Origin of the sequence: Sulfitobacter sp. THAF37 (assembly GCF_009363555.1) — a bacterium.
Taxonomy (GTDB): domain Bacteria; phylum Pseudomonadota; class Alphaproteobacteria; order Rhodobacterales; family Rhodobacteraceae; genus Sulfitobacter.
The window spans coordinates 293,979-306,378 of the sequence record NZ_CP045372.1 but is presented as its reverse complement, the minus strand read 5'-3'; the positions used below and the strand labels follow the sequence as shown (position 1 = coordinate 306,378).

The window sequence follows — 12,400 nt, the reverse complement described above, 5'->3', positions numbered from 1 at the left end:
CCAGCCAGATGGAAATGTGGGTGTTCGGATACGGGTCGCTGTTGTGGAATCCGGGGTTCGACGTGGCGGAAAGCGTGATCGGCACTTTGCCGGGATACGCGCGGTCCTTTTGCATGCGGTCGATCCACCATCGCGGCAGCGTCGAGGAACCCGGACTGGTCCTTGCGCTTGACGAACAACCGGACCGCGCCTGCACCGGCATCGCCCTGCGCGTGGCACCGGGGCAGGAAGCGGCGACGCTGGCGTACCTGCGCGAACGGGAACTGATCTCCTCTGCCTATCTGGAAAAGAACCTGGATGTGGATCTGGAGGACGGCAGGCGGGTGCGCGCGGTGGTATACGTCATCGACGAGACTCACGAACAATATTGCGGGGGGCTGCCGCTAGAGGAACAGGCGCAGATCATCGCGCGGGCTGTCGGCGGGCGCGGCCCGAATCCGGAATACCTTTACAACACCGCCAGCCACCTGGCCGAGATCGGCCTGCAGGACCCCGAACTGGACTGGCTGCACGAAAGGGTGAGGCACCTGACCTCATAATTACATGGCACGACGCGGCAAATCCGGTATAAACACCGGCGAGAGCAGGAAAAAGGGTCGGGAGCAAGCCCTGATGGCGCAGCCAGACCGCGCAACGACACCACAGTTTTCCCAACCGGTCCGCCAGATCACCCTGATGCTGGTGGTGCTGGCCCTGACCGCCGTGGGCGGCTTTCTTGCCCTGCCGTCTGTTTTCCCGATCTTCGTCGCCAACCCCTATCTGAACGGGGTCATTGTATTTGTCTTCGTCATCGGTGTGCTGGCCTGTTTCTATCAGGTCTTTCAGCTGATCGGCTCGGTCCGCTGGATCGAAAACTTCGCCTCGGACAAGCCCGACCCGGACACGGTTGCGCCGCAGCTGCTGGCGCCGCTGGCGCAGCTTTTGCGGACACGCGGTGCGCGGATGCAGGTCAGCGCGACATCGACCCGGTCGATCCTGGATTCCGTTGCCACCCGCGTCGACGAGGCGCGCGAGATCACGCGCTACATCGTCAACATGCTGATTTTCCTCGGCCTTCTGGGGACCTTCTACGGGCTTGCCACCACTGTTCCGGCGGTGGTGGATACCATCCGCAGTCTGGCCCCGTCGGAAGGCGAGGGCGGCGTGAATGTCTTTAACCGCCTGATGACGGGTCTGGAGGCACAGCTTGGCGGTATGGGCGTCGCCTTTGGGTCGTCATTGCTGGGCCTCGCGGGGTCGCTGGTGGTGGGGCTGCTGGAGCTTTTCGCGGGGCACGGGCAGAACCGGTTCTATCAGGAACTCGAAGACTGGCTAAGCTCCATCACCCGCGTCGGCTTTTCTGCCGGCGACGACGCCAGCAGCGATCAACAGATGATGGCGGGCGTGGTCGACCACATGGCAGAGCAGATGCAAAGCCTGCAACAGATGTACACCCAGTCCGACATCAGCCGGTCGATGGTGGATGAAAAGCTGGGCAAGCTGGCCGATGCGGTGGACCGCATGACAACGCGGATGGAGGGGCGCGATGCCTCTGCCGCCGCGCTGGAGCGCATCGCGGAGGGGCAGGAACGGCTGATCGGGACGCTGGAAAAGACCGGCGGCGATGGCATCGACGCAGAAAGCCGCATGCGCCTGCGGTCCATCGACGTTCAGATGCTGCGCATACTCGAAGAAATTTCCGCCGGTCGGCAGGAAACCATGGCGGAACTGCGCCACGACATCTCTTTGTTGGCCAAGGCGGTCTCAGGCGGGCGGCCTGCGTCGCTGCCGCGTCGGATGCGCACACCAGATACCCCGGATGAGAGCTGATCATGGCATTGTCCCGACGGACAGGCTCACGTTTTCAGGGGTCGATCTGGCCCGGTTTCGTGGATGCGATGACCGGTCTCTTGCTGGTGCTGATGTTCGTCCTGACCATTTTCATGGTCGTGCAATTCGTTCTGACGGAACGGATCACCGGACAGGAAAGCGAGCTTGACCAGCTGTCCGGGGAAATCGCCGCGCTGGCCCAGGCGCTGGGGGTGGAGGAACGGTCGAACGCGCAGCTTGAGGCGCGGCTGGGGGCGCTGAACGCCACGCTGAACGACGCGCAGGACCAGATCAGCCAGCAGACCGCGCTGATCGCCTCTCTGACCAGCGAGCGTGACAGCCAGGCCGAGGCACTGGATGCGGCACGTACCCGGATCAGCAGTTTCGAGGCGCAGGTCGCGGCGCTGATTTCGGCCCGCGACGATGCGTTGGGGCAGGTGGCGACGCTGGAACAGTCCGAGGCGGCGCTGCAAGAGCGGCAGGCCGAACTTCTGAGCGAACAGGAGGCGCTGAATCTGGCGCTGGCCAGTGCGCGGGAGGAAGTGGACGCACAGGCCGAGGCGGCGCGCCTTGCCGCATCACGTCGCGAGGCGCTGGATGCCCTGGTCGCGGATCTGCGCGCCCGCAACGCCGAAGCCGAGGGCGAGGTCGATGACCTGACGCAGCAGGTGGCGGAGGCCGAGGCGGCGCTGAGCGAGGAAGAGGCAGCGCGTCTGGCCGAAGCGGCGGCTGCCGACCTGCTGCGCGACCGGCTGGAGAACGCGGACGCCGAACTGACCGCGATGACACTCGCGCTGGAGGAACAGCGCCGCAAGGCCGAAGATACCCTGACCCTGCTGGCGGCGGCGCGCGCGGCTGAAAAGGACCTTGATGCCCGGCTGAGCCGGACGCTGTTGCAACTGGAAGAAGCCGAGACGCAAGCGGCGGAAGGATCTCAGGCGCAGCAAACCGCGGCGGAATTGCGCGCCGAGATTGATGCCCTGCAGGCCCGGATGGATGACACCACAGAGACCCTGACCCAGGAACGCGACGACCTGCGGGACCAGCTTGCCCAGGCCGTGGCGGCAAAACTGGCGGCAGAGACCCTGGCAGAGGACACGACCACCGAGGCCGAGAAACGCGCAGCCCTGCTGGCGACGGCGCAGTCGGCACTGGCAGAGGAAAAGTCCACCAGCGCAAAGGCACAACGTGAGACGGAATTGCTCAACCAGCAGGTGGCGGCGCTGCGCCAGCAGCTTGGCAACCTTCAGGCGTTGCTGGACGACGCGGTCGCGCGGGACGCGGCGCAGGCGGTTGAACTGCAATCTCTGGGTTCGGAGCTGAACACGGCGCTGGCTCGGGTGGCCGCCGAACAGCGCCGCCGGGCCGAGTTGGAAGCGGCGGAGCGTGCGCGTCTTGAGGCGCAGACCCAGGACCTGGAGCAGTATCGTTCCGAATTCTTCGGCCGTCTGCGCGATCTGCTGGGCGCGCAGGAAGGGGTGCGGATCGAAGGCGACCGCTTTGTCTTTTCCTCCGAGGTGCTGTTTCCGCCGGGTGGGGCGATACTGTCGCCCGATGGCGAACGCGAGATCGCCAAGGTGGCGGGCATCCTGCGCGCCATCGCCGACGACATCCCGCCGGAGATTGACTGGGTGATCCGCGTGGACGGGCATACCGACAATGTGCCGCTGTCCGGTCTGGGCGAATTCGCGGACAACTGGGAGCTGTCGCAGGCGCGGGCGCTATCGGTTGTAAAGTACATGATCAACGCTCAGGGAATCGCGCCCGACCGGCTGGCTGCGAACGGTTTTGGCCAGTATCAGCCTGTGGCCACCGGCGACAGCGAGGATGCCCGCGCACAGAACCGCCGGATCGAACTGAAATTCACTGAAAAGTAACCTGCCGCGGCTCAGCGCAGGGTGATCTGCACGGTCCTGCTGTCCAGCGCCGTACCGTCGCGGACCAGCTCTGCCGTTCCGGTGTAGCTGCCTTCGGGCCAGGGCGTGCTGCTGCGCCTTTTGCCGATCGCCCGAAAGGCCTGCGCCTGGGGTCTCGTCAGCGCGATCTCGTCTGCGATGACCTGGCCCTCGGGCCCGGTGATGTCGAGCCGCAGGGTATCGCCCGCACGCGGGCCGAAAAAATAGGCGAAAATCACCAGCGCCGGAGCGTTGACGGGCAGGCTGTCGGCGGCGGCATCGCCGTCCTTGATCAGGGCATAATCGGGGATCGCATCCGAAAACCCGAGTGTCAGCAGCCCGCCGGGACGGTAGGCGGGCGGGTCCGCCCAGAGCGTTTCGCCCGCCGTGTCGTCGCAGTCCAGCCTGCCGTCGGGATCGAAGGGGTCGACCGGCGTGCCGTCGGCATCCCGGACGGAAAGGTGCACATGCGGAAAGGCTGCGTTGCCGGACTGGCCGATCTGCCCCAGCACGGTGCCTGCACCGACCGTCTGGCCGCTGACGACCGTGACGGAGCCTTGTTTGAGGTGGCAGTACTGGGTCTCCCAGCCGTTGTCGTGGCTGATCACCACGCCGTTGCCGCATTCGCGGCCCGCCAGTTCGTCGCGGCGTTCCGGGGTGTAGCCGGTGTCGTCCATCCCGTCGCGCACGCCTCTGACCACGCCCGGGGCGCTGGCCATCACATCGACGCCCGCCGCCATCCCGGCGCGGGTCGGCAGGGCGAAATCCGTGCCCTTGTGCCCGTCGTAGGTCAGTTCCGCGCAGGTGAAGTCGACGGCGCCCGGACCCGGGTCGCGGTCCATGTACTGCTGGATATAGCAGCTATCGGTCGGCGCGCAGGCCACGGGCGACTGCAAAAGAAGACCCTCCGCCAGTGCAGGACCGGCGAAGGGCAGGGCAATGGCAATGACGCCTCTCAGGATCATTCCGCTGTCAGAAGCGGCGGTTTGTTCCCCGACAGGCGCGGGTTTTCCGGGCTGACGATCTGAAGGTCCAGTTCGCCCTTCTTGACGCCGACCTTCACCAGGCCGCCCTTGGCCAGTTTGCCGAACAGCAGTTCCTCGGCCAGGGGCTTCTTGATGTGCTCCTGGATCACGCGGCCCAGCGGGCGCGCACCCATCTTGTCGTCGTAGCCCTTGTCGGCCAGCCACTCTGCCGCTTTCTTGCTCAGCTCGATGGTCACGTTGCGGTCCATCAGCTGCGCTTCGAGTTGCAGCACGAACTTTTCAACCACCCGCAGGATCACCTCTTTCGGCAGCGGACCAAAGCTGATCACGGCGTCCAGACGGTTGCGGAATTCAGGTGTGAAGGTCCGCTCGATCGCGGCGGTATCCTCGCCTGTGCGGCGGTCGCGGCCAAAGCCGATCGCTTCCTTCGCCTGTTCGGTCGCCCCGGCATTCGAGGTCATGATCAGCACCACGTTGCGGAAATCGACGGTCCGGCCGTTGTGATCGGTCAGCTTGCCGTGATCCATGACCTGCAGCAGGATGTTGTAGACATCCGGGTGCGCCTTTTCCATCTCGTCCAGCAGCAGCACGCAGTGCGGGTGCTGATCGACACCGTCGGTCAGCATGCCGCCCTGGTCAAAGCCGACGTAGCCCGGAGGTGCGCCGATGAGACGCGACACCGCATGTTTCTCCATGTACTCGGACATGTCGAAGCGCAGCAATTCGACCCCCAGCGTATCCGCCAGCTGTTTGGCCACTTCCGTCTTGCCCACACCGGTCGGCCCGGCAAAAAGGTAGTTGCCGATGGGCTTTTCGGGTTCGCGCAGGCCCGCGCGGGCCAGTTTGATGGCAGATGACAGCGCCTCGATCGCCTTGTCCTGGCCAAAGACCACGCGCTTGAGCGACGATTCCAGGTCCTTCAGCACCACCACGTCGTCCTTGGACACGTTCTTGGGCGGGATGCGGGCAATCTTGGCCACGACGGCCTCGACCTCCTTGGTGCCGATGGTCTTGCGCCGCTTGGAGGCGGCGACCAGATGCTGTGCCGCTCCGGCCTCGTCGATTACGTCGATGGCGCTGTCGGGCAGTTTGCGGTCGTTGATGTAGCGGTGTGCCAGCTCAACCGAAGTCTTGATCGCGTCGGTGGTGTATTTGACGCTGTGGTGCTCCTCGAAATAGGGTTTCAGACCCTTGAGGATCTTGGTGGCATCTTCCACCGAAGGCTCGTTGACGTCGATCTTCTGGAAGCGGCGGCTCAGCGCGCGGTCCTTCTCGAAGTGCTGGCGGAACTCCTTGTAGGTGGTGGATCCCATTGTGCGCAGCTTGCCGCCCGCCAATGCGGGTTTAAGCAGGTTGGACGCGTCCATCGCGCCGCCCGACGTGGCCCCGGCACCGATCACCGTGTGGATTTCGTCGATGAACAACACCGCGTCCTTGTGCTCTTCCAGCTCGGCCACGACGGCCTTCAGCCGCTCCTCGAAATCGCCGCGATAGCGTGTACCGGCCAGCAGCGCGCCCATGTCGAGAGAGTAGATGGTGGTCTTGGAAAGCACCTCGGGGGTTTCGCCGGCCACGATCTTGCGTGCCAGCCCCTCGGCGATGGCGGTCTTGCCCACGCCGGGGTCGCCCACCAGCAGCGGGTTGTTCTTGCGGCGGCGGCACAGCACCTGGATGCAACGCTCCACCTCGGACTCGCGGCCGATCAGCGGGTCGATGTCGCCCTCGCGGGATTTCGCGTTCAGATCCACGCAGTACTTTGCCAGCGCGGATTCCTTCTTGTCGCCCTCGGTGACGCCCTGGGCCTCTTCCTCGTGCTCGGGGGCCCCCGCAACGGGGCGCTGTTCGCCATAGGCGGGGTCCTTGGCCACGCCGTGCGCGATGTAGTTCACCGCATCGTAGCGGGTCATGTCCTGTTCCTGCAGGAAGTAGGCGGCGTTCGATTCACGCTCGGCAAAGATGGCGACCAGCACGTTCGCGCCCGTCACTTCGGTTCGGCCAGATGACTGGACATGGATTGCGGCGCGCTGAATCACGCGCTGGAAGGCGGCGGTCGGCACGGCTTCTGATCCGTCGACATCGGTGACGAGGTTGCTCAGGTCCTCGTCCACGAATTCGACCAGTGTGTCGCGCAGTTCCGAAACATCGACCGAACATGCCTTCATCACCTGAACGGCGTCGGGTTCGTCGATCAGGGCCAGGAGAAGGTGTTCAAGGGTCGCGAATTCGTGCCGCCGGGCGTTGGCCAGGGCCAGCGCGGCATGGATTGCTTGCTCAAGCGTATTAGAGAATGAAGGCACGAGGTGCTCCTTTTCGATCGGGGTCGGCTGGGTGCTGTGGAATAACAGGGCCCCGGTCCGACCATGGCCTCATACTGTTAGAGTTTGGTTGATCATGGCGCAGCTTCAAGCATTTTCTAGAGAATTTTCTTCACAAAGGCCGTGATCGCGGTGTTTTGGCGTCAGAAGCGGCAGGATTGCTGACGGACCTCGTGCGGCCCCGCAGGCGTGTCGCCGCGGGCCTCTCGCTTTGGTGTCAGAAGTCGTCCTTGCGCCTGCGGATTTCCGCAAACACATCGCTGTCAGAGGCGTCCGGCATCCCCAGTGTCGCGCGGATGCCGGGGTCGGCGGGGCGCAGAAAGGGATTGGTTTCGAGTTCGGTTGAAAGTTTCGACGGCACCGTCGGCACGCCCTTGGCGCGGGCATCTTCGACGGCTTCAGCCCTGGATATAAGTGCTGAGTTCTCCGGATCAACGGTCAGCGCGAATTTCGCGTTGGATGCGGTATATTCGTGGCCAGAGCAAATGGTGGTCTCGGCAGGCAGTTCCATCAGCTTCTGCATGGAGCCCCACATCTGCTGCGGCGTTCCCTCGAACAGGCGGCCACAGCCCAGTGCCATCAGGCTGTCGGCGGTAAAGGCGGCGTTGGCGGCTTCGACGTAAAAGGCGATATGGCCCACGGTATGCCCGGACACGTCGATCACCCGTGCCGACAGATCGCCCAGTTTCACGGTGTCGCCTTCCTTGACCGACACGTTCAGTTCCGGCATCCGGTGCGCGTCCGCAGCCGCCCCCACGACCGACGCATGGTGGTCGGCCAGCAGGTCGGACAACCCGTCCACATGATCCCAGTGATGGTGCGTCAGCCAGACCTGCGACAAGGTCCAGCCGTGATCCTCCAGCGCCGCCTTGATCGGTCCGGCCTCCGGCACGTCAATGCAGGCGGTCTCGCCGGTTTTCCGGTCATGCAGGAGATAGGCGTAATTGTCAGACAGGCAGGGAACGGTAATCAGATCAAAGGGCATGGTGTATTCCTCTTTCCTGTTGATAAGGTCAGAACCAGAGTGACACTCACCGCGATGGGCTGCAATGCATCTTGATGTCCAGGACCTGCGCAACTTCTACTACCGCAGCACGCTCGGGCGGGCCGCGCAGAAATCGTTGCGGACCCGAATGCTGGGCCTCTGGCCGGAGGCCAAGGGGCAGACCGTGGTCGGCTTTGGTTTCGCCGCGCCCCTGCTGCGGCCCTATCTGGCCGAGGCGCGGCGGGTGATGACGCTGATGCCCGCGCCACAGGGCGTCATGCCGTGGCCCGCGGGCATGCCCAATACCTCGGTCCTGACCGAAGAAACCCTCTGGCCGCTGGAGACCGGGCGCGTGGACAAGCTGGTGCTGCTGCACGGGCTTGAGACGTCCGAGCGGCCCTCGGACCTGCTGGAGGAATGCTGGCGGGTGCTGGGGCCGGGGGGCAAGGCGCTGTTCATCGTGCCGAACCGCGCGGGCCTCTGGGCGCGACGGGACCGGACGCCGTTTGGCTACGGGCGGCCGTATTCGCCGGGGCAGCTGGACGCGCAGCTGCGCAGGCATCAGTTCATCCCCGAGCGGCAGGTGGGCGCGCTCTACCAGATACCGTCGCAGCAGCGGATCTGGATGAAGTCCGCAGGCCTGTTCGAACGCTTCGGCCGCCACACGCCCACGATCCTCGCGGGCGGCGCTTTCATGGTGGAGGCGACCAAGCAGGTCTATCCGCCCAAGGGCCGGACCCAGAGGCAGCGCAAGCGTGTCAGCGTGCTGGACGGTCTGACTGAACCTGCCGTGGGCAGCGCCCGCGCGCACCGGGCCTGACGCTCCTCCGGCGGGGGCGATGATGACGATCGAGGCAATCTTTCGTCCCGCCACAGCCGACAGCCGAATCGTGCAGATCTGCCGCGCCCCGGTTGTCGGGAGGATCATGCCGAAGGTTGCGTCTGGGTCGCTGTCGTCTCCTCAAGCCCCCCCGGGACTTGATCTTGGGACAATGGCAAAAAGGGCCAAGGCACCGTGTCAGCGACGGGGTATCAGGTGCCATATCCAACTGGGCTGATAGTTGCGTAATACGAAACAATAACGCCTGATACTCAAGGACTGTCTGTATCCTGACGTGACAGCAACACCCTGCGCAAAGCGCGTGCCCGGTCCTCTCGAAGGGATTCGGCCTCCTGGCCGGGGTCAACCAGAGAGGCTGGCTCCATCCCGAAAAAGTCGCAAAGTTCCATGCACGTCATAAATAATGGTGTATCCGGGCCATAACGTCGCACTATACTGTGTTGCGGGCTGGGAACCTTCCTGCTACATCGCCCCTGATTTTGACGTCTTGAGACTATTCAAGCCGCGCCAACGACCCGGTGACGCGACTTCTTTCGCATATCCGGACAGACTTTTGAGAGGATGGACGTGTCCGAAACAGCTTCGATTTCCACCGGTATCGCACAGCGTTACGCGTCAGCGGTCTATGATCTGGCCAAGGACGGCGACAAGGTCAAAGACATCGAATCCGATCTCGATGCGCTGAGCGACGCCCTGAACGACAGCGAAGATTTTCGCGATCTGATCAGCTCGCCTGTCTACACCCGCGCCCAGCAGGGCCAGGCGATCGAGGCCATCGCGAAAAAGATGAGCCTGTCGGGGATCATGGCGAACACGCTGGCGCTGATGGCGACCAAACGCCGCCTTTTCGTCCTGCCGCAGCTGATCAAGACGCTGCGCGCCCGGATCGCCGATGACAAGGGCGAAGTCGTCGCTGACGTGATTTCGGCCAAGGCGCTGACCAAGACGCAGTCCGACAAACTTGCCAAGTCGCTGACCGCCAATACCGGCAAGACCGTAACGCTTCAAACGACCGTTGATGAAAGCCTCATCGGCGGTCTTATCGTCAAAGTGGGCTCCAAGATGATCGACACGTCGATCCGCTCGAAGCTCAATTCCCTCCAGAACGTAATGAAAGAGGTCGGATAAATGGGTATCCAAGCCGCAGAGATTTCTGCAATCCTGAAGGACCAGATCAAGAATTTCGGTCAAGAGGCCGAAGTGGCCGAAGTTGGTCGCGTGCTGTCCGTCGGTGACGGTATCGCCCGCGTCTACGGGCTGGACAACGTGCAGGCCGGCGAGATGGTCGAGTTTCCCGGCGGCATTCAGGGCATGGCCCTGAACCTTGAATCCGACAACGTCGGCGTCGTGATCTTCGGTTCTGACCGGGACATCACGGAAGGCGACGTCGTCAAGCGCACCAACTCCATCGTGGACGTGCCAATCGGTGATGAACTGCTGGGCCGCGTCGTGGACGGCCTGGGCAACCCGATCGACGGCAAAGGCCCGATCAACGCCAGCCAGCGCGGCATCGCCGACGTCAAGGCGCCGGGCATCATCCCGCGTAAATCCGTGCACGAACCCATGGCGACCGGCCTGAAGGCTGTCGACTCCATGATCCCGATCGGCCGCGGCCAGCGCGAGCTGATCATCGGCGACCGTCAGACCGGCAAAACCGCCGTCGCACTCGACGCGATGCTGAACCAGCAGCAGGTCAACGAAGCCGCCGATGGCGACGAAAGCAAGAAGATGTACTGCGTCTACGTCGCGATCGGCCAGAAGCGTTCGACCGTGGCGCAGCTGGTGAAAAAGCTCGAAGACACCGGCGCTCTGGCCTATTCCATCGTTGTCGCCGCGACCGCGTCCGAGCCTGCGCCGATGCAGTTCCTGGCCCCCTACGCCGCGACCGCGATGGCAGAGTACTTCCGCGACAACGGCCGCCACGCGCTGATCGTCTACGATGACCTGTCCAAGCAGGCCGTGTCCTATCGCCAGATGTCCCTGCTACTGCGCCGCCCGCCGGGCCGCGAAGCCTATCCGGGCGACGTTTTCTACCTGCACTCCCGCCTGCTGGAGCGGTCGGCGAAGCTGGGCGACGATGCCGGAAACGGCTCGCTGACCGCGCTGCCGATCATCGAAACCCAGGGCGGCGACGTGTCGGCCTTTATTCCGACCAACGTGATCTCGATCACCGACGGCCAGATCTTCCTGGAAACGGAACTGTTCTACCAGGGCATCCGCCCCGCCGTGAACACCGGTCTGTCGGTGTCTCGCGTGGGGTCGTCCGCTCAGACCAAGGCGATGTCCTCGGTCGCGGGTCCGGTGAAACTGTCGCTGGCCCAGTACCGCGAGATGGCCGCCTTTGCCCAGTTCGGTTCCGACCTCGACGCCGCGACCCAGCGCCTGCTGAACCGCGGTGCGCGTCTGACCGAGCTGATGAAGCAGCCGCAGTATTCGCCGCTGTCGAACGCCGAGATCGTCTGCGTCATCTACGCGGGCACGCACGGCTACCTCGACAATCTGGACGTGTCCAAAGTCGGCCGCTGGGAGCAGGGCCTGCTGTCGCACCTGCGCTCCAAGAACGCCGATCTGCTCAAGGACATCACCAACAATGACCGCAAGGTGAAAGACGAGCTCGAAGAAAAGATCAAAGCCGCGCTCGACGCTTACGCCGCAGACTTCGCTTAAGGAGAGATAAGCCAATGGCAAATCTCAAGGACCTTAAAAACAGGATCTCGTCGGTCAAATCGACCCGCAAGATCACCAAGGCCATGCAAATGGTTGCCGCGGCGAAACTTCGCCGCGCGCAGGAAGCTGCCGAAATGTCGCGTCCCTATGCCGAGCGTTTCAATGCCGTGATGGCACGGCTTTCCGCCTCTGTGGGCGGTAGCGACAGCGCGCCCAAACTGTTGACGGGCACCGGGTCTGACAAGGTCAACCTGCTGATCGTGATGACGTCCGAGCGGGGCCTCTGCGGTGGCTTCAACTCGAACATCGTCAAGAAGGCCAAGACACACGCGCAGAAACTGATTGGCGAGGGCAAGGAGATCAAGATCCTGACCGTCGGCAAGAAGGGGCGCGATCAGCTGCGCCGCGACTACGCCGACAAGCTGGTGGGTCACGTCGACCTGTCAGACGTCAAGCGACTGAGCTACGCGGATGCGCAGGGCATCGCGAAGGACGTACTGGCACGCTTCGACGCGGGTGAGTTCGATGTCGCGACGCTGTTCTATTCCGAGTTCGAGAACGTGGTCAGCCAGATCCCGCAGGCCAAGCAGATCATCCCCGCTTCGTTCGAAGAGGATGAGGCCGATGGCGCCGACAGCCTGTTCGACTATGAGCCCAGCGAAGAGGCCATTCTGGCCGATCTTCTGCCGCGCGGCGTGGCCACGGCGATCTTTTCCGGCCTGCTGGAAAACGCCGCCTCCGAGCAAGGCGCGCGCATGTCCGCCATGGACAACGCCACACGCAACGCGGGCGAGATGATCGAGGACCTGACAATCGAATACAACCGTTCCCGTCAGGCCGTCATCACGAACGAGCTGATCGAAATCATTTCCGGCGCGGAAGCGCTGTAAGCAAAACCGGAG

10 protein-coding genes are annotated in these 12,400 nt (G+C 63.7%); 7 read left to right on the top strand and 3 right to left on the bottom strand.

Features of this window, described 5'->3' with window-relative positions; genetic code table 11:
• The first annotated feature begins 8 nt into the window (after nucleotides 1-8).
• From FIU94_RS01530 to FIU94_RS01520, 3 genes are all read left to right on the top strand, one after another.
• Nucleotides 9-539, top strand: coding sequence for a gamma-glutamylcyclotransferase (locus FIU94_RS01530; protein ID WP_152464109.1), 531 nt, complete (start codon nucleotides 9-11; stop codon nucleotides 537-539).
• A 73-nt stretch (nucleotides 540-612) separates the two neighbouring features.
• Complete coding sequence (locus tag FIU94_RS01525) at nucleotides 613-1,809, top strand: biopolymer transporter ExbB (RefSeq protein WP_152464108.1); 1,197 nt, start codon at nucleotides 613-615, stop codon at nucleotides 1,807-1,809.
• Nucleotides 1,810-1,811: 2 nt separating this feature from the next.
• Nucleotides 1,812-3,686 carry a peptidoglycan -binding protein gene (locus FIU94_RS01520; protein ID WP_152464107.1) on the top strand — a complete coding sequence of 625 codons (1,875 nt, stop codon included), beginning with the start codon at nucleotides 1,812-1,814 and terminating at the stop codon, nucleotides 3,684-3,686.
• An 11-nt stretch (nucleotides 3,687-3,697) separates the two neighbouring features.
• Here the strand turns inward: FIU94_RS01520 and FIU94_RS01515 are convergent, their stop codons facing one another.
• The 3 genes from FIU94_RS01515 to gloB all read right to left on the bottom strand — a co-directional run bounded on the left by FIU94_RS01515 (nucleotide 3,698) and on the right by gloB (nucleotide 7,990).
• Nucleotides 3,698-4,669, bottom strand: coding sequence for a M23 family metallopeptidase (locus tag FIU94_RS01515; RefSeq protein ID WP_152464106.1), 972 nt, complete (start codon nucleotides 4,667-4,669; stop codon nucleotides 3,698-3,700).
• Entirely contained in the window at nucleotides 4,666-6,987 is a 2,322-nt protein-coding gene (gene clpA, locus FIU94_RS01510; protein WP_152464105.1) for an ATP-dependent Clp protease ATP-binding subunit ClpA, read from the bottom strand. The genes FIU94_RS01515 and clpA overlap by 4 nt, the downstream gene beginning before the upstream one ends.
• A gap of 235 nt (nucleotides 6,988-7,222) precedes the next feature.
• A complete protein-coding gene (gene gloB, locus FIU94_RS01505) occupies nucleotides 7,223-7,990 on the bottom strand; it encodes a hydroxyacylglutathione hydrolase (protein ID WP_152464104.1) in 768 nt (255 codons plus the stop codon).
• A gap of 64 nt (nucleotides 7,991-8,054) precedes the next feature.
• On the opposite strand from gloB, the gene FIU94_RS01500 reads away from it, so the two are divergent.
• The 4 genes from FIU94_RS01500 to FIU94_RS01485 all read left to right on the top strand — a co-directional run bounded on the left by FIU94_RS01500 (nucleotide 8,055) and on the right by FIU94_RS01485 (nucleotide 12,388).
• A complete protein-coding gene (locus FIU94_RS01500) occupies nucleotides 8,055-8,810 on the top strand; it encodes a methyltransferase domain-containing protein (protein ID WP_152464103.1) in 756 nt (251 codons plus the stop codon).
• 588 nt (nucleotides 8,811-9,398) lie between these two features.
• Complete coding sequence (locus FIU94_RS01495) at nucleotides 9,399-9,959, top strand: F0F1 ATP synthase subunit delta (RefSeq protein ID WP_172975826.1); 561 nt, start codon at nucleotides 9,399-9,401, stop codon at nucleotides 9,957-9,959.
• Complete coding sequence (gene atpA / locus FIU94_RS01490) at nucleotides 9,960-11,498, top strand: F0F1 ATP synthase subunit alpha (protein ID WP_152464101.1); 1,539 nt, start codon at nucleotides 9,960-9,962, stop codon at nucleotides 11,496-11,498.
• Between the two features lie 14 nt (nucleotides 11,499-11,512).
• Nucleotides 11,513-12,388, top strand: coding sequence for a F0F1 ATP synthase subunit gamma (locus FIU94_RS01485; protein WP_152464100.1), 876 nt, complete (start codon nucleotides 11,513-11,515; stop codon nucleotides 12,386-12,388).
• Nucleotides 12,389-12,400: the final 12 nt, after the last annotated feature.